Below are 17,493 nucleotides of genomic sequence, written 5' to 3'. Positions count from 1 at the left end.
GTAAAGTTTCGTGGGTGTTTCGACCGGACCTGGAAAGCCGTCAGATTTCCCTCCCCGAGCAGACCGTCGAGCTGCCGGCGGACCTCCTGGATCCGCTCGCACACGTCGTCGCGGAGGTATTTCCCCAGCTGGTGGCCCATATTCCGCCCACCCCGGCGGCTGAGCTCGGCCGGCTCGGCGTAGCGGGAGCGTTGCCGGCAGCGCTCCCGCTGCCGGCCGCGGCCGGGGGACCGGTGCTGACCGCGTTGCGCTCGGCCGGGCCGTGCCTGCCCGAACGGCTGCTCGGCGCGCTCGAGCTCGCCGTCGACGAGCTTCCGCTGCGTGCCCCGCGCGGCCTGGCCCGATTCCTGGTCGACGCCCGGCCGGGCGCCCCGCTCGGCGGGAACGGCACGCGCGCCTCGGCCGCCGCGGCGGGTGAGTCCGAGGCGGTCCAGGCGGTCGCGCTCCTGGACGAGCTCCACCCCGGGGTGTCCGATCTGATCCACGGTTACCTGCGTGCGCTGGTCGGGCATCCCGCCGTGGCCCCGCTGCTGGCGGCGGACCACCCCGCCGGTGCGGACGGCCCGCTCGGCGGCGCCCCGTTCGAGGGCGACGCCCCGTTCGAGGGCGGCGGCCCGGACGACAGCCGGCTCGGCGACACCACACTCGACGACACCACACTCGACGGGGCCACACTCGGCGGGAGTTTGTTCGGGCCGCCGGACGAGCTCGCCGACGAGCCCACCCTGGCCGCCCGGCACGGAGCCGCCCACCTGGCACTCGCGGTCACCGTCGCCGCCGCCGTCCTGCGCGAGCTGGACCCGCCGATGATCGGCACCGGCGCGCCGGGCATCGTCGGCACGGCCGTGGGATCCGCCGCGCTGGTACTCCCGTCGCGGCCGATGCCGCCCGCCTACCCGGCCGCGCTCCTGACCCGACGGCGCGCGGAGTACCGGCTGCCGCGGCAGGCCGCCGGCTGCGTCACCGTCGACGGGAACTGTTTCGGGCTGGTGGAGGGCGAACTGCCGAACCCGCCGAGCTTCGCCCGCAACGGTCTGGTGGAGGCCGTCGCGGGCGGCGTCCTCGTCCGGACGGGCGTGGGTACCGGCCGGGTGCGGGTGTCGCTGCGGGTGCTGGCGACACCGCCGGTCCCGCCCGCCCCCGCCGACGCCGTCCGCTGGGACGAGATCGTCGATGTGAGCTGGACGGCCGCGAACGGTGCCGCCGCGGCGACCGGAGCCCACACCCGAGTGGGATCCGGAACGGGTGCGGGAGCGGCGGGAACGGCGGCGGGAACGGGCGCCGGCGGGCCGGCCGGTGCCGGCCCGGCCACCGAGCTCGCTCACCTGACGACACCGCCCTGGCCCGGGGACTACCGGCTGCGGGTTCACGCCCGCGGGCGGGACGGCGCCGGCGAGGACGAGACCTACGACCTGGTGGTCTGGAGCGCCCCGGCCGCACCCGAGACCGTCCACCGGCGCACCGACCAGCTGGGGCACCGGCTGCGTGGCGAGGAGCTCCCGCCGGTCGTGACGCTGCCCGAGACCCGGTACCGGTGGGTGCGCCGGCGCAGCGCCTTCCGCGAGGCCGCCACGTTCACCGTCGTGGTCGGCGCCTCGGCCGAGGACGTCGTGCGCTGCTTCGACGCCGATCCCGGCGCCCCGTGCTCACTGTCCCGGCTGCGCGACGACCGGCGTACCGACCCGTACGTGCTGGTCCTGCCGCTCGACGGCGACGACCGCGCGGTGCTCGCCGTCGAGGACAACGGCTTCCAGGGCTCGCGGCATCCGGTGCTGTCCGCGGTCTCCCGGCACGGCCTGGCGGCGAGCATGTTCTGGAACATCAACGCGCTCACCCGGCTCTCGCTCGCCCGGGACGGCGAGGTGCTCGCCGCGTTCGAACCGGGGCCGGACGCCGTCCCCGACGCGGTCGTCCCGCTGCTCCGGGACGTCGACCTGGCCGGCGCGACGGACCGGGTCGCCAAGGGTCTCGTCGTCGTCGAGCGGTTCACCGGGCATCCGATCCTGCCCGAGCAGCTGGACCGGATCGTCGACAACGACGTCGCGTACCTGATCAACCAGCACTGACCCTTCAGCCAGCACTGACCGGGCGGCAGGGGCCTCATTCGGCCCGCAGTGCGGTCGTGGCCCTGGTCCCGGCCGCCCATCCGGCCGGGGCCAGGGCACCGAGCACCGCGATGAGGAGGCCGCCGAGGAGCAGCAGGGCGACCGGCACCGGAGCGTAGACGTCGATGTAGGTCCGCGGCATGTCCGTTCTCGCGGCGTTGCCCATCAGCGGCACGACGCGGTGGTGCAGCGCGACGCCGGCCGGCACCCCGACCGCCGCGGCGCAGGCCCCGATGCCCGCGGCCGAGGTGAGCACCATCGCGAGGACCTGCCGCGGTGTCATGCCGATCGCCTTGACGATGCCGAGGTCGTGGACGCGCTCCCTGGTGTCCAGAACGACGGTGTTGAGCACGCCGAGGCCCGCGACGACGACCAGAAGCAGGGTGAGGGTGGCGATGAGCGCGTCCATGATCGCAATCACCTCGGAGCCCTCCCCGGTGTTCGCCCGCACCTCCACCGAGTGCGAGGCGAGCGCGGCCCGCAAGGTGTCCACGTAGCGCACCAGGTCGGTCCCGGGCCGAAGATCGATGCTGAAGCTGTCGGGGACCAGGCCAAGGTCGAGGCCACGCAGGGAGGCCTCGTCGGTTGCCAGGTCGACGGTGTCGTCATCGAGGTCGAAGACCTCCCCGACGATCCGCAGGACCACCGACGCCCCGTTCGCGGAGACGGTCACGGTGTCGCCGATCCCCGCGCCGGTCTCGTCCAGGAGTCGCGTGTCGGCGACCACCTCGCCCGGCCCGCGGAACCAGTGGCCGGCGATCAGCGGGCGGGCGCCCCAGGACGAGTCGCCGGTGTGGGCGGTGACCGTCACCGGCCCGACGATCCCGAGCGCGCGCACCTCGGCGGACGCGCTGGTGAAGAATCGGCCGGTGCCCGGCTGTGCCGCGATCACCTTGGCCACGTCCGCCGCCTGGACCGCGACCGCCGCCCCGTCCACGGCAGCCGGTGCCCGGGCCGGCGCCTGGGCCGGTGCCGGCACCGGCACCGGCGCCGCGGCTCCCGGGCTCCGGTCATGCTCCACCTGGACGTGGTTGTCCACGACGACCGCTCCGGCCTCGTCCCGGCTGTTGTCCGTCGTGATGGAGTCGAGGGTCGCGGCCAGGCCGACCGCGAACGAAACCCCCATCGCCCCGAACGCCACCGCGACGGCGAGCACGCCTGAACGGGCGGGACGGGCGAACGGATGGGCGAGCCCCAGGCTCAGCGGCCGCGGCAGCGGCAGCCGGGCGGCGAGCCGGCCGGCCCACCGGCCCCGCCCCGGTCGGGGCACGCGCCCGAGCCGCATCGCCTCGACGGGGCTGCGCCGCCCGGCGTGCAGGGCGGGCAGCAGCGCCGCGACGGCGACGAGCACCAGAGCACCCGCGCCGACGGCCGCGTCCACCCACAGCGGCACGGACGGCGTGACGGCGCCGTAGGCACTCGCCGACTCGTCGAAGACGACCTGGGCGAGCAGGTTGCCGCACAGGATGCCCAGGCCGACACCACCCGTGGCCGGGACGAGCACCTGGGCGACATGCGCCCCGGCCGCCTGGGCCGGGGTGAGCCCCAGTGATCTCAGCACTCCGGTGCGCCAGATCGTCGCGCCGACGCCGCCCGCGACGACGGTGCCGACGATCAGCACGGACATGGCCAGGCCGAGTACGCCGAACGCCGCCACGAACGGGGTGAACACCGCGGTCCGGACCAGGGCGCCGGCCCGGACGTCCAGGTAGGACCTGCTCCCGGTGACCGCGCCGGCGGGTACACCGGCCGAGATCGCCGCCCGGCCGGAGTCGATCGCGCCCTCGGTGCCGGCGGCGGTGAGCCGGTAGAGCATCTGGAAACCCGCGGGGCCGTCCCCTGGAACCAGCGCCGCCAGGGCGTCCGCCGCGACCCAGGCCCGGGCGCTGCCACCCGTCGAGTGGGCGAGGCCCACCACGGTCAGGGCGGGGGCGCCGGGCAGGTCGGGCAGCTCGAGCCGGGCACCGAGCAGCGAGGGTGGCAGGTTCTCCGGATCGAGAACGATCTCTCCCTGGCCGGTGGCCCAGCGGCCCTCGACGACGGCGACCTGGTCGATCGAGTCAGGGCCGCCGCCCGGCCGGTCCCTGCCGACGACCGTCATAGGTGGCAGTCCGAGTCCGACGGGGAGTCCCGGGGCGCCGCTGACGATGCGGGGCCGCAGCTCGGCGAGCGGGAACGGGCCGGCGGCCCGCGCGACCGGCGTCGCCGACCCGGTAGCGGCGAGCTGGGCGGCCGTGGCCTTCGTCGCGTCGAACTGAACGGTGAGATGCGCGCCGCGCTGAGCGGCGAACGCGCGGTCGAACGGCGCGCGTGACCCGGCGAGCAGGCCGAGCGCGAGCACCGAGGCCGTCACGGCGAGCAGCGCGGTCAGCGCCACCACCGACGCCTGGGCCCGGCGCCGGCCGACACCGGCGAGCACGACGCGCACCAGCGGCCCGGCGGGGTTCACCGGGCCACCGGAGCCGGGTCACCGGAGCCGGTGTCGCGGGCGCCGCCGGCACCGGCACCGCCGTCCCCGGTGTCGGTGCCGGTGTCGGTGCCGGTGTCGCGGGCACCGGTGTCGCGGGCGACGGTCCCGTCCACCAGTTCGACGGTGCGGCCCGCGCAGGAGGCGGCGAGCGCCGCGTCATGGGTGACCAGCAGGATGGTCTGCCCGTCGGCGTTGACGGCGGCCAGCAGATCCCGGACCTGGGCGGCGGCGGCGCTGTCCAGCGCGCCGGTCGGCTCGTCCGCGAGGAGCAGCGCGGGCCGGTTCATCAGTGCGCGGGCGACGGCGACCCGCTGACGCTCGCCGCCGGAGAGCCGTCCCGGGTAGGCGCCGGCGTGCCCGGCCATGCCGAGGTAGCCGAGCAGCTCGTCGGCGCGGGCACGTGCCCGGGCGGCCGGCGTGCCGGCCAGCTGGGCCGGCAGCAGCACGTTGTCGAGGACCGTCAGATCATTGAGCAGGTTGAAGAACTGGAAGATCATTCCGATCCGTGCGCGGCGGAACTTCGCCGCGGCGGTCTCGCTCAGCCGGTCGACCCGCACACCGTCGACCGTGACGCTGCCGGTACTCGGCCGGTCCAGCCCGGCCACCATGTTCAGCAGCGTCGACTTGCCGCTGCCGGACGGCCCGACGATCGCCAGCGATTCGCCGGGTGCCGCGGTGAGCGAGATCCCGGACAGCGCCGCGGCGGCGCCGTCGTATCTCTTGGTGATCTCATGAACGGCGATGGCTGGGGGCACGGGCATGGGTCCTCCACAAGGTCCGGGCGTCGGTGGGCCGCGTCGGTCGGCCGCGTCTCGGCCGCCGTCTCGGCCGCGTCGGTCGGGACGCTAGGGGCCGGCGCGGGGCGGGCGCGTCGGCCGTCATGCCGATGTCCACTGCTCCGTTCGGCGGAGCGGGCGCGACGTCATCCCCGCGAGGTAGGCCGGCGATGTACGGCCGCTGCGCACCTCGGCGGATGTGGCCGGACGCCACTCGCGCCAGACTGGGCCGGTGATCTGGGCGGCGGTGCGGCGGCACCGGGAACGGACCGGCCCGGCCAGCCTCACCGTCTGGGCGTGGTCAGCCGACGCGATCCTCGCCGTGGTGCTGGCCCTGGGCGCGATGACCGCCATCCACGGTGACCGTCTCCTCGCCGTACCGGAACAACGGGAGAGTCAGGCCTGGTCCGTCGAGCGACCGGACCGGCCGGTGCGGGTGCCCCCGCCCGCGCCCGCGCCGCCGACCGCGCCACTACCGGCGGGCCGGGCCGGGCCGCCGGACCCGGCCGAACCGCCGGACCCGGCCGAGGCGCCGCGGCTCATCGCCGTCCAGGTGGAGGTCGCGGACTGGCAGCTGGCGCTGGCCGTTCTCATCGCGCTGCCGCTGGCCGCGCGCCGGCGCTTCCCGCTGGCGACCTACGGAGTCGTCATCGCCGCGGCGGCGCTGCTGAAGCTCGGGGTGCACATCGACGACCTGACGACGTTCGCGTTCGCGGCCTGCCTGATCGCCGGCTACAGCGCCGCGATGTACAGCCCGCACCGGGCGTGGGCGGCGGCGGGCCTGGCCGGTGGTGTCGTGGTGCTCAGCCTCGACCACCGGACGAGCATCCCCGAGATCGCCCCTGACTACTTCCCCTTCCTCCTGCTCATCCCGCTCGGTCTGGCCGCGAACGCCGCGCACACCCGCACCCAGCGCGCGCGGGTACGGGACGCGGAGCGGGCCGCGGAGCGCCGGCAGGCCACCGATCAGGAACGGGCCCGTATCGCGCGCGAACTGCACGACGTGGTCACGCACAATGTGAGCGTGATGGTCATCCAGGCCGGCGCCGCCCGCAAGGTGCTCGACGCCGCGCCCGACCAGGCGCGGGAGGCCCTGCGCGCGGTGGAGGCCAGCGGCCGCAGCGCGATGACCGAACTTCGGCACGTCATGGGCCTGCTGACCACGACCGGCGGCGACGACCTCACTCCCCAGCCGGGGCTCGGTCGCCTCGACGGGCTGGTGCGGCGCGTCCGCGATACGGGTGTCGACGTCGAGCTGAGCACGGTGGGAACACCGGTGCCGTTGCCCGGCGGCGTCGACCTGGCCGCGTTCCGGGTGGGGCAGGAGGCGTTGACCAACGCCGTCCGGCATGCCGCCGGCGCGCGGGTCCGCGTCACCGTCACCTACTCGCCGGAGCTGGTCCGGGTCGAAGTGATCGACACCGGCGGCGTTCGGGCCTCGGTGGGCGGGGCGGTGTCGGCGGTCGGCGCGGGCTCGATGGTCGGCTCGGCGTCGGCGGTCGGGGCGGGCGGCGGCACCGGGCTGATCGGCCTGCGGGAACGGCTCGCCGTCTACGGTGGCACGCTGACGGCGGGCCCGCGCCCGACCGGCGGGTACCGGGTGCTGGCGGAGATCCCGCTGGACGGCCCGGACGGCCCGGACAACCCGTGACGCCGCTGCGGGTGGTCGTCGCCGACGATCAGGCGCTGGTCCGCGCGGGGTTCCGGATGATTCTCACCGCCGACGGGATCGAGGTCGCCGCGGACGCCGCCGACGGCGCCCAGGCCGTCGACGCCGTCCGGCGGACCTGCCCGGATGTCGTGCTCATGGACATCCGCATGCCGGTGATGGACGGGCTGGAGGCCACCCGCCGGATCCTGAGCACCCCGGCGGAGGCACCCCGGGTGATCATCCTGACCACGTTCGACGTCGACCAGTACGTCTACTCGGCGCTGACCGCCGGCGCCAGCGGCTTCCTGCTCAAGGACGTCAGCCCCGAGCAACTGGTGGCCGCCGTCCGGCTGGTCCGCGCGGGGGACGCGCTGCTCGCACCGACGATCACCCGCCGGCTGGTGGAGCGGTTCGCCGCGCCGGAGCGGGTGGCCGCCGCGACGCATCGCGACCTGGCGACGCTGACCCCACGGGAGCTGGAGGTCCTCCGGTTTCTCGCCCGTGGCCTGAGCAACGCCGAGCTGGCGGCGCGTTTCCAGCTCAGTGAGGCCACGGTGAAGACCCATGTGGCCCGGATCCTCGCCAAGCTACGGCTACGGGACCGGGTCCAGGCGGTCGTCGTCGCCTACGAGACGGGGCTGGTCACCCCGGGGGGTCGGTAGCGCCCGGGTCATCGGCTTCGGGTGGGCCCGCGCCGGCCGTCCCGGAGCCGCCGCGCTCGCGGCCCGCCGGCTCGACGAGGACGGGCTCCGCCGGCACCATCTCGAGCAGGCCCACCTCGAGCGGGACCGGTTCGAGCGGGTCCCGCGCGGCCTGGTGGGCGCCGCGCAACGCCGACGCCGCGGCGGCGAGCAGGCTGAGCAGCGCCGAGGCGGCGAACACGACGACCAGGCCGTCGTGGAACGGCGCCGAGATGAGGTTGGGGAAGAACTCCCGGCCGGTCACGGTCGCCCGGTGGTCCGGCGCCAGGGCGTCCAACGTGCCGGTCGAGCTCAGCAGGTGCTCGACCGGGTTCAGGCCGAGCACCGCGGCGAACAGCGACGCCACCGGAGGCAGCGAGCCGACCTGCTGGGCGACGTCGGCGGGCACGCCCTCCGCCCGCAGGCCGGTGGAGAAGGCTCCCGGCAGGCTGCCCGAGAGCCCGGCGACCATCAGCGAGAAGAAGATGCCGATGGACAGCGCGCTGCCGGCGTTCTGGAAGGTCGAGCGCATCCCGGATCCGACCCCGCGCAGGTGGGACGGGATGCTGGTCATGATCGAGGACGAGTTCGGCGCGGAGAACATCCCGGCGCCGATGCCGTTCACGGTGATCAGCAGGCCGAACGCCCAGTACGAGAAGTTGACGGGCAGCAGCATGAGGCCGATGAAGCTGCCCGCGAACACCAGCATTCCGGTGGTGGCCAGGCCGCGGGCGCCGGAACGGTCGGACAGGAACCCGGCCAGCGGGCCCGCGACGAGGACGCCGGCGGTCAGCGGCAGCAGGTAGATCCCGGCCCAGAAGGGGGTGTCGTCGAAGTCGTAGCCGTGCAGGGGCAGCCAGATTCCCTGCAACCAGATGATCAGCATGAACTGTAGGCCGCCGCGCGCGACCGACACCGCCAGGCTCGCCGCGTTCCCGGCGCTGAAGGCCCGGATGCGGAACAGCGCGAGCTCGAACATCGGTGACTCGAACCGTTTCTCGATGACGACGAAGGCCACCAGGAGCAGCACACCGCCGATGAGCAGCGCCAGGACCTTCGGACTGGTCCAGGCCATCGTGTGGTTCTTGTAGGGCTGCAGGCCCTCGGTGACGGCGATCAGCACCGCGCCCAGGCCCACCGAGAAGGTGACGTTGCCCCACCAGTCGAAACGGTCCCGTTTCGGGCGCTCCCGGCGCTCGGGCTCGCGCAGCGTCCGGTAGGCCCAGATGGTGCCGAAGACACCGACGGGCACGTTCACCCAGAACACCGCGCGCCAGTCCAGGACGGCCAGCACCCCGCCGGCGACCAGGCCGATGAACTGTCCGGCGAGCGCGGCGACCTGGTTGATGCCGAGCGCGAGACCACGCTGGTCGGCCGGGAAGACGTCGGTGAGGATCGCGGCCGAGTTCGCGGCCAGCATGGAGCCGCCCACCGCCTGCAGCACCCGCCAGCCGATCAGCCAGGTCGCGGCGGAGCGCCCGTGGAAGGGATCGAAGGACAGCAGGATGGAGGCGACGGTGAAGACCACGAAACCGGCGTTGTAGATCCGCACCCGGCCGAACATGTCGCCCAACCGCCCCAGTGGGACGACGAGCACCGCCTGCACCAGGCGGTATCCCATGATCATCCAGAGCAGGTAGCTGACGTTGCCGGGCGCGAGCGGATCCAGGTCGATGCCGAGGAAGATCGGCGGCAGGGCGATCAGGACGATGGAGCCGTCCAGCGCCGACATGAAGACGGCGGCGGTCGTGTTCGCGAGGACGGCCCAGCGGTGCTTTCCGGTGGTGGTGGTCGCCTTCGCCATCACAGGCTCTGCGCCAGGCGCTCGAGCAGCGGCCCGGCGGCTTTCAGGCAGTCGAGCTCGGCGTCACTGAAGCCGGTGGAGAGCGCCCGCGCGAGCTGCTCGCTGCGGGCGTTACGCCGGTCGCGCAGCGCCTCGTGCCCGGCGTCGGCCAGCGAGAGGATCACCCGCCGGCCGTCGGCCGGATCCGGCCGGCGCTCGACGAGGCCGCGATCCTCGAGCCCGGCGAGCGTCGCTCCCATCGACTGTGGGCTGATCGTCTCTTTCTTCGCGAGGGCCGCGGCGGTGGACGGGCCGCCGCGCTCGAGGCGCACGAGGGCCGCGATCTCGCCGACGGTCAGCTCGCCGGCCGGCTGCACCAGGCGCAGCCGCCGCACCAGCAGGCTCACGCTCAGCCGCAGCCTGGCGGCGATCTCGAGGACGTCACCCGCCTCGGGTGCGCCGGCCTGGGCGATCTCAGCGTCTGCGAGCATTCCATCAGCCTAGACTTACAAGTCCGGACTGACCAGATGTACGCCGACAGCCCCGGCCAGGTCCGGAATCGGGCGCGCCGGCCGGCGAGCTGGGATTACTGTCCCGATATGGCTGACATCTCGCCGGTGGTCCTGGTCCACGGCCTCGCGTCGTCGAGCGACCACGGCTGGCGTGGGTCCGGCTGGATCGACCTGCTCCAGGAGGCGGGCCGCGAGGTCATCGCCGTCGACCTCCCCGGGCACGGCCGCTCCCGCCGGGACACCGATCCGGCGGCCTACCCGGACGCCGCCGCCGAGATCGCCGAGGCGTTCGCCGGGCGCGGGCCCGTCGACGCCGTCGGTTTCTCCGCGGGCGCCCACCTGCTGCTCGAGTGCGCGGTGCGCGGGCTGGCGCCGTTCAACCGGCTCGCCCTGATGGGCGTGGGCCCGCGGCTGCTGGAGCCCCGCCCGCAGCGGGGCCCGGTGCTCGGCGCCACCCCGGCGCAGGACGACGGCACCGACATCCTGGCCCGGCTGATCCGCGGGCTCGCCCGGCGCGCCGGCAACGACATGGCGGCGGTGGACGCGTTCGCCCGCCGGCCGCGGCGGACGCTCACGGCGGCCGAGCTGGCCACCGTCGGCTGCGAGGTCCTGATCGTCACCGGCGAGCGGGACGAGGGGGCGGGCTCCCCCGAGGAGCTGGCCGCGCTGTTCCCCAAGGCCACCGGACGGACCATCGAGGGCGCCGACCACTTCTCCGTGCAGGCCAACCCGCGGGCGATGAACGCCGTGCTGGACTTCCTCGGCGTCTGACCGCCCGGCCGGCAGGCGCGCGGCCAGGCACCGACGGGTCGGTGCCTGGCCGCGCGCCTGGCCTCAGTCGACGTCGATGATCTGCCCGTTGCGGAACATGTCGACGAACAGCGCGTGGTCGTGGTGGACCTGGGCGCCGTAGTCGTGCGCGAACTCGACCAGGGACGCCGTGAACGACTTCTCGTCCGCCGAGATCGCCTCGTGGATCGCGTCCTCGGTGGAGAAGCTGACCAGGTCGTGCTCGCTCTCGTCGTCGGCGACGGCGTGCATCCGCGCGGTCGACCGGCCGAGGTCGGCGACCAGGGCGAACATCTGCTCCCGCTCGTTCACCTCGGACCAGTCCAGGTCCTGCGCGTACGGCGACACCTCGGCGACGAGCTGGCCGACACCGTCGACCTCGGTGTGGCCGAGCCAGGTGTCGCTGTCGGCCTGCAGCGCCCGCTGCGAGACGGCCGTCCGATGGCCCTGGTGGTGGAAGTACTCGCGGATCCGCTCGTCGGAGACGAAACGGCTGACCGCCGGGACCTGCCCCTGCTTCATGTACAGGACGACGTCGTTGTCGAGCGCCTCGGTCTGGCCCTCGACGAGCAGGTTGTAGGACGGCAGGCCGGCGCTGCCGATGCCCACCCCGCGCCGGGCGACGACGTCCTTGACGGTCAGCGACACCGGACGGGTGCGCCGGCCCGGCGGCACCGTCGCCAGGTAACGGTCGAACGCCTCGAGGACCTTCGCACGGGTCTCCTCGTCAACCGCGGTGACGCCGTCCACCCGGGCGAAGCGCCGGTCGTAGTGCTCGACCACCGTGAGGTCGTCGAGCAGGCCGACCCGGGTGGAGCGCCGCGCCTGCTGCAGGAACGCGTGCACCACACCCGAGGTGGACGTCCGGGTCAGCAGGTCCGCCGACGACCCGCCCTCGGCGAGGTCGCGGATCTTCTCCCGGTAGGCGTCCGCGCAGGCCTCGACGAGGCCGGTGATCACGGCGTCGCTGAGCGCCTTGGCCCGGCCGAGCAGCGCGAGGCTGGCCACCAGCCGGCGCAGGTCCCAGCGAAACGGCCCGACGTAGGCCTCGTCGAAGTCGTTGACGTTGAAGACCAGCACCCCGTTGCTGCTCATGTAGGTACCGAAGTTCTCCGCGTGCAGGTCACCGTGAATCCACACCCGGCTCGTCCGCTCGTCGAGGAACGGGTCGTCGAGGTCGTGGACATCGGCGTAGAAAAGCGCGGCCGAACCCCGGTAGAACGCGAACGGTGAGGCCGCCATCTTCCGGAACTTGCGCCGGAACGCGCCCGGCTCGGCGGCCATCAGCTCACCGAACGCCGCGGTGAAGACGTCCCCGATCACCTGGGCGCGCTCGGATTCGGGGGCGGACGTCGTCATGCGCTGCGCTCCTCCTCGCGCGGCTACCACTGTGGTCCGCGCGTTATCCGTTCAGCATGCCAGCGCTTCCCGGCCGGGGGCCGGGCCGGGGGCCGGGCATCTCAGCACCCGGGTCAGCATCCGGGTCGGCGGGCGGGCGGGTTCGCGGGCGGGCTGTAGCGTGCCGCCAGGCCCGCGGCCGCCTCCGCCATCGCCGCGCGCAGCTCCGGAGGACCGAGCACCTCCAGGTCGGGGCCGAGCACGAGCAGGTCGCCCCGGGCGTGCCGGACCGACTCGATCGGCAGCTCGGCGCGCACCCAGCCGTCGGCGTCCGGCTCGCCCGCGGTCTGCTCGACCGCCCACGCCACCGCCGGGGCGAGCCGGAAGGGGACCATCCGCCGGCCCTCCGGGGACAGCCGCACCGTGGCGGTCCCGCGGTAGACCCCGGCCTCGTACCCGGCGGTCCACCGCTGCCAGTAGGCCGGCAGGTCGAAGTGCTCCGGCCGCTCGAACGTCTCCGGCAGCGCCGCGAAGCCGAGGATCTTCGCGACCCGGTACACCCGCACGGACCCGTCGAAGGCCGAGGCCGGGTCAGCCGGGTCAGCCGCCTCCGTCACCTCGGCCGACGCGGACGTCCCAGCCGCTTCCGGCGTCTCCGCGGGTTCCGCGGGTTCCGCGGGTTCCGCGGGCGGAGCGTCCGCGGTGTCGGCCTGGCCGTCGCCGGCGCGAGCGGCGGCAACGACGTACCAGGTGCCGCTCTTGAGGACGACCCCGAGCGGCTCGAGCTCACGGACCACCCGGCGCGGGGCGCGCCAGCGCAGGTAGTCGATCCGGACGCGCCGCCGCCCCCACACCGCGCCGGCGACCTCGGCGAGCAGCGGCACCGGCTCGGCGGCGCGGAACCAGCCGGGCGCGTCCAGGTGGAAGAGCTCCCGCACCCGGAGCGCCCGCTCCCGGGCCTCGGCCGGGAGCGCGGCGAGCAGCTTGAGCTCGGCGGCGGCGGCGACCGCGCCGAAGCCGAGCTCGGCGGCGGTGTCCGGGAGCCCGGCGAGCAGCAGGGAGTCGGCCTCGGCCGCGGTCAGCCCGGTCAGCCGGGTGCGGTAGCCGGCGAGCAGCTCGTATCCGCCGGTGGCCCCGCGCTCCGCCAGCACGGGGACGCCGGCCTCGGCGAGCGCGTCCAGGTCCCGGTAGACCGTCCGGACCGAGACCTCCAGCTCGGCGGCCATCTCGCGGGCCGTCAGCCGGCCGCGGGTCTGCAGCAGCAAAAGGACGGAAAGGAGCCGGCTGGCGCGCACGACCGGATTCTCCCCCGTCTCTTCCTGTCATCTCCCGGCGATACCTGACAGAAGAAGTCAGGTATCGGCGCCAGGATGGAGACACCCGCACCGGCAAGACGGATCCGAGGCCGGCAGGCAGCCGCTCAGCCGGCTGGCAGACGAGTGAAGGAGTTCGACGATGGCGACCACTGAGACCACTGAGACCGCGGAGACCACCCAGCCGCCCCAGGCCGCGCCGGTGACCTGGGCCGGGCTGATGCTCGACTGCCCGGACGCGAAGGAGCTGGCGACCTTCTACGGCGAGCTGACGGGTTGGGGCGTCGGCGGCGCGGATGAGGAGGGTGCCTGGGCCTTCCTGAGCCCGCCGGGCACCGGAATCATGATCGGTTTCCAGCGCGTCGCGGGCTACCAGCCGCCGCGCTGGCCCGACCAGTCCGCGCCCCAGCAGGTCCACCTCGACTTCCGCGTGGCGGATCTGGAGGCCTCGATCAGCCTCGCGGAGAAACTCGGGGCGACGCAGGCCGCTTTCCAGCCGGGCGGCGAGCGCTGGCGGGTGCTGCTCGACCCGACCGGCCACCCGTTCTGTCTCTGCCCGCCGGCGCAGGAGGGCTGAACGGGGGCGTCCGCTGGGGGGCGGGTCGCGTTCGCGTCACCTGTTCTTCGCCCCATGGTCGCGCCGGGCAGCCACAATTGCCCGGGTGCGGTACTTCCCGGCGGATCCTGCCCCTCGTCCGATCCGATGACGTCGGCGAACGATCCGTCAACGTCGACGGGCGGTCCGACGACGCCGACGGACGGCGACACACCGACCGGCCGCCACCGGCGGCCCCGACGGCAGCCCCGGCAGCCCCGTGACGGCCGTGTCCGGGCGGCGTTGCCGGTGGTCGCCACGGCGGGGCTGCTGCTGCTCTGCTCCGGCGCGGCGGCCCGGCCGGAGCCGTTGCCGCCCGACCGGGCCGGCCGGTGGGACCTGGCGGACTCCAGACCACCGGGTACGGCGCCGACCGACGCGGCGAGCCTCACCGAGATCCCCGCGGGCGTCGACCCGCTCGGGCTCGACCCCCTCGGGGAGGAGCCCGGAGCAGCCGACGAGGACGGTTCGGACGCGACAGCCCCCGCCGGGGACGAAACCGCCGGGAACGGGAGCACCGGGAAGGACGGAACCGGGAGCGACGACGGCCCGGGGTCGGCGGGCACCGTCATCACGGGTGGGCGGGGTATCCCCGACCGCGTCCTCGACGCCTACCGACAGGCCGCCGGGCGCGTCGAACAAGAACTACCCGGTTGCCACCTGCCGTGGGAGCTTCTCGCCGCCATCGGGAAGATCGAGTCCGGCCACGCGGCGGGCCGGCCGATGGCCGCGGACGGAACGGTGACCCGGCCGATCCTCGGTCCCGTCCTGGACGGCCGGGACGGGCGCGCGTTGATCCCCGACTCGGACGACGGCGTGTTCGACGGCGACGCCACGCTGGACCGCGCGGTCGGCCCGATGCAGTTCATCCCGACCACCTGGCGGACGTCCGGCCGGGACGGGTCGGGCGACGGGCGGCGCGATCCGCAGAACATCCACGACGCGACGCTCGCCGCGGGCGGCTATCTCTGCGCCCACGGGCGGGATGTGAGCCGGCCCGACCAGCTGCGCGCCGCGATCTTCGCCTACAACCCGTCGGCGTCCTATGTGAACGCCGTGCTGACCTGGATGACCGCCTATCAGGAGGACGGCGCGACCGCGCTGCCCGGCGAGCCGGCGCAGGCCGGCGACCCCGCGCCGACCGCGCCGGAGCCGCCCGTCCCCGAGCTGACCGCCCCGGAGCCGGCTGGCGAGCCGCTGGTGCCGGTCGGGCCGGGCACACCGTCCTCCGGCGGGCCGTCGACCGGGTCCCCCACCCCGGCCGGGCCGACCGGACCCGCGGCCCCGGGGCCGACGCTGCCGGCCGGCGAGGAGAAGCGTCCCCGCGTCGAGGTCATCCCGGCGGAACCCGCGCCGGGTGGCGGCGGCCAGGCCGGCGAGGACCCTGGGGCGGCGGCACTGCGCGGTCTCGGTCTCTCGGTAGGTGATCTCGCTGCCGTTCCGGTCGAGCTGGACGGCGCCACCGCCGGCTTCGAGGCGCTGGATCTCACCGCGGCACGCCGCCCGGCTCCGGCCGGACCGCTGCGGGTGGTAGCCACCGCCACGACGGAGGCCGGTCGCCCGATCACGAGAAGCGAGCTCACGATTCCCGCCGAGCCGGGCCGACCCGCGCCGGCGTCCCCCGACACCGCGGGAACCGCACCCGGAGGCACGGGAACGCCGGCCGTGGAGAACGAGCCGATCCTGCTCGCCCGGCTCTCCGGCGGGGACCTCGCCGCGGCGGGCCTGCCCGGCGGACGGTTCGTCCTCGCCCTCGAAGCGCACGCCGGGTCCGGTCGGGTGTACACGGTGCGCCTGCTGATCGGCCAGCTCGACGCGAAGGCTTTCGCCGCCCGCCCGGTGCCCACCAGCACCGCGTCCACCGGGCACCCGGCGTCCCCGGAGCCGCCAGCGGCCGCACCCGGGGCGTCCACCGGCACGCCGGGCACTCCCGTCCAGCCCGCCACACCACCGGCCGTCACACCATCCGCGGCCAAACCACCGGCCGCCACGGTGCCACCGCCCGCTACGCCGACCACCTCGACGCCGACCACCTCGACGCCGGCCGCGGTGGGATCCGGCCCCGCGACGACCACCGCGCCGGGAACGGGTGGCCCGACGGCCGCCGGCGCGCGGTCCACGGCACCCTGACCATTGGCGGGTCTCGTCAGCGGTCTCGGTCTGTCAGCGGTCTCGGTCTGTCAGCGGTCTCGGTCTGAAGGTGAATGCTCCGGGTCGGTTTCTGGCGCTCGGCTACTCGCCATTTGATTTCTTTCTCGCCGTTTCAGACAGAACTACCGGCGAAATCCACTCCGAAAGGGCGAGAAAGATGCCAACCGGCAAGAAGGACGCCCCAACGTTCGAGGGATTCGTCCGTTTAATCATGGTCATGCCGTGCGGCCCCGGCCGGCGGGAGCCCGGGAGCTCCCGCACAGGCCACCTGGCCGAGGGCTGTCAAGGACTCGAGGGCTGTCAGAGCTCGAGGGGCGCGCGCGGGGCGCGGGCCGGCACCGTCCACGATGGTGGCTGTCGGATCGCGGGTGTCAGGACGCGGCTGTCGGAACGGGGCGGGGAAGTCGGAACGGGGCGGGGAAGCAGGTGTCGGTGAGCGCACGGACGAACGGGCGGACACCGGAAGCACAGGTGAACGGGCGGACACCGGAGGTTCGGGTGAACCGGCGGACGCCGGAGGTTCGGGCGGTGGGCGCCCCGGACGCCGTGAACGAGGTCCTCGTCATGGGCGACGGCGACCCGGTGGTGCTGGTCGCGCACGCGTGGGGCGCGTCGGCGCGGGTCATGCTGCCGACGGTGGCGGGTGTCCCCGGGACGCTGGTCGCGGTGAACTTCCGCGGCTACGGGGGCTCGTCGCCCCGGCCGGACGGCTGGACGTACGCCGACCTCGCCGCGGAGCTGGCCGGTGTCGCCCGCGTGGTCGGGGCGAGCGCGGCGGTCGGGCAGAGCATGGGCGCGGGCGCGCTGCTCGCCCTGGCCGACCAGGAACCGGACCTGTTCACGACCCTGGCGCTGCTGCTGCCCCCGGCGGTCGACGAACCGATCCCGGCCGAGATCCACGAGATGTTCCGGCGGGTCCACGTCGCCAGGCTGGCCGGTGAACCGGAGGCGCTGCGGGCCGAGATCGCGCGGTGCATGTCCCCGCAGCTGCGGGACGCCCGCGGCGGCGCCGTCTATCTGCGCGCGTACGCGCTCATGCTGATGGCCTGCTCGGCGCCGACCGAACGGCCGGGCAACGCGCCCGTTCCGGACCGGGCCCGGCTGGTCCGGGTGCGGGCGCGGACGCTGGTCGTCGGCCAGGACGGCGATCTGATCCACCGGACCGGGACCGCGCACGAGCTGGCGGCGGCCCTCCCCCACGCGCGCGTGCACGTCTTTCCCGCGACGGCGCCGATGTGGAGTGAACGACTGGCTCTGCGGACCCTGCTGACGGACCACCTGACCCGAAACACACCCGGACCGGACTCGAAGTGATCAGGACGGGCACGGT

The 17,493-nt window shown here is 74.6% G+C and carries 13 protein-coding genes; 7 read left to right on the top strand and 6 right to left on the bottom strand.

The window, feature by feature from the left end:
* Window positions 1-14: 14 nt before the first annotated feature.
* Window positions 15-2,066, top strand: a complete 2,052-nt coding sequence (locus B056_RS0106520) for a DUF6461 domain-containing protein (RefSeq protein WP_230202854.1) — start codon at window positions 15-17, stop codon at window positions 2,064-2,066.
* Window positions 2,067-2,100: 34 nt separating this feature from the next.
* Here B056_RS0106520 and B056_RS0106515 read toward each other — a convergent pair whose 3' ends face one another.
* Both B056_RS0106515 and B056_RS0106510 read right to left on the bottom strand, forming a co-directional pair.
* Window positions 2,101-4,554, bottom strand: a complete 2,454-nt coding sequence (locus B056_RS0106515; RefSeq protein WP_018501087.1) for an ABC transporter permease — start codon at window positions 4,552-4,554, stop codon at window positions 2,101-2,103.
* Window positions 4,551-5,336, bottom strand: a complete 786-nt coding sequence (locus B056_RS0106510; RefSeq protein WP_018501086.1) for an ABC transporter ATP-binding protein — start codon at window positions 5,334-5,336, stop codon at window positions 4,551-4,553. Before B056_RS0106510 ends, B056_RS0106515 begins: the two co-directional genes overlap by 4 nt.
* Before the next feature lie 247 nt (window positions 5,337-5,583).
* Here B056_RS0106510 and B056_RS0106505 point away from each other — a divergent pair, with 247 nt between their 5' ends.
* Window positions 5,584-7,002: a sensor histidine kinase gene (locus B056_RS0106505; RefSeq protein ID WP_018501085.1), complete on the top strand. Its 1,419-nt coding sequence runs from the start codon at window positions 5,584-5,586 to the stop codon at window positions 7,000-7,002.
* Complete coding sequence (locus B056_RS0106500; RefSeq protein ID WP_018501084.1) at window positions 6,999-7,664, top strand: response regulator; 666 nt, start codon at window positions 6,999-7,001, stop codon at window positions 7,662-7,664. The genes B056_RS0106505 and B056_RS0106500 overlap by 4 nt, the downstream gene beginning before the upstream one ends.
* Here the strand turns inward: B056_RS0106500 and B056_RS0106495 are convergent.
* Window positions 7,645-9,486, bottom strand: coding sequence for an MFS transporter (locus B056_RS0106495; protein ID WP_018501083.1), 1,842 nt, complete (start codon window positions 9,484-9,486; stop codon window positions 7,645-7,647). The genes B056_RS0106500 and B056_RS0106495 overlap by 20 nt on opposite strands.
* Window positions 9,486-9,956: a MarR family winged helix-turn-helix transcriptional regulator gene (locus B056_RS0106490; RefSeq protein ID WP_018501082.1), complete on the bottom strand. Its 471-nt coding sequence runs from the start codon at window positions 9,954-9,956 to the stop codon at window positions 9,486-9,488. Before B056_RS0106490 ends, B056_RS0106495 begins: the two co-directional genes overlap by 1 nt.
* A 108-nt stretch (window positions 9,957-10,064) precedes the next feature.
* On the opposite strand from B056_RS0106490, the gene B056_RS0106485 reads away from it, so the two are divergent.
* Window positions 10,065-10,748 (top strand): alpha/beta fold hydrolase, encoded by a 684-nt coding sequence (locus tag B056_RS0106485; RefSeq protein ID WP_026239399.1) that lies wholly within the window; start codon window positions 10,065-10,067, stop codon window positions 10,746-10,748.
* A gap of 63 nt (window positions 10,749-10,811) precedes the next feature.
* On the opposite strand, the gene B056_RS0106480 is transcribed toward B056_RS0106485, so the two are convergent.
* On the bottom strand, window positions 10,812-12,125 hold the full coding sequence (locus B056_RS0106480; protein ID WP_018501080.1) for a DUF2252 domain-containing protein: 1,314 nt from the start codon (window positions 12,123-12,125) through the stop codon (window positions 10,812-10,814).
* A gap of 113 nt (window positions 12,126-12,238) precedes the next feature.
* Entirely contained in the window at window positions 12,239-13,399 is a 1,161-nt protein-coding gene (locus B056_RS0106475) for a helix-turn-helix transcriptional regulator (protein ID WP_018501079.1), read from the bottom strand.
* Between the two features lie 160 nt (window positions 13,400-13,559).
* On the opposite strand from B056_RS0106475, the gene B056_RS0106470 reads away from it, so the two are divergent.
* The 3 genes from B056_RS0106470 to B056_RS0106460 all read left to right on the top strand — a co-directional run bounded on the left by B056_RS0106470 (window position 13,560) and on the right by B056_RS0106460 (window position 17,477).
* Window positions 13,560-13,994, top strand: coding sequence for a VOC family protein (locus tag B056_RS0106470; protein WP_018501078.1), 435 nt, complete (start codon window positions 13,560-13,562; stop codon window positions 13,992-13,994).
* A gap of 267 nt (window positions 13,995-14,261) precedes the next feature.
* Window positions 14,262-16,142: a lytic murein transglycosylase gene (locus tag B056_RS0106465; RefSeq protein WP_230202853.1), complete on the top strand. Its 1,881-nt coding sequence runs from the start codon at window positions 14,262-14,264 to the stop codon at window positions 16,140-16,142.
* A 453-nt stretch (window positions 16,143-16,595) separates the two neighbouring features.
* Window positions 16,596-17,477, top strand: a complete 882-nt coding sequence (locus B056_RS0106460; RefSeq protein WP_230202852.1) for an alpha/beta fold hydrolase — start codon at window positions 16,596-16,598, stop codon at window positions 17,475-17,477.
* Window positions 17,478-17,493 lie beyond the last annotated feature (16 nt).

The organism is Parafrankia discariae, from assembly GCF_000373365.1.
GTDB lineage: Bacteria > Actinomycetota > Actinomycetes > Frankiales > Frankiaceae > Parafrankia > Parafrankia discariae.
The sequence above is the reverse complement of the archived record's forward strand: the minus strand, read 5'-3'. Positions and strand labels throughout refer to the sequence as shown.

Coding starts and splice junctions, on each gene's coding strand:
- B056_RS0106485 (WP_026239399.1), top strand. CDS start 10,065: ATGGCTGACATCTCGCCGGTGGTCCTGGTCCACGGCCTCGCGTCGTCG.
- B056_RS0106470 (WP_018501078.1), top strand. CDS start 13,560: ATGGCGACCACTGAGACCACTGAGACCGCGGAGACCACCCAGCCGCCC.
- B056_RS0106490 (WP_018501082.1), bottom strand. CDS start 9,956: ATGCTCGCAGACGCTGAGATCGCCCAGGCCGGCGCACCCGAGGCGGGT.
- B056_RS0106480 (WP_018501080.1), bottom strand. CDS start 12,125: ATGACGACGTCCGCCCCCGAATCCGAGCGCGCCCAGGTGATCGGGGAC.
- B056_RS0106495 (WP_018501083.1), bottom strand. CDS start 9,486: ATGGCGAAGGCGACCACCACCACCGGAAAGCACCGCTGGGCCGTCCTC.
- B056_RS0106510 (WP_018501086.1), bottom strand. CDS start 5,336: ATGCCCGTGCCCCCAGCCATCGCCGTTCATGAGATCACCAAGAGATAC.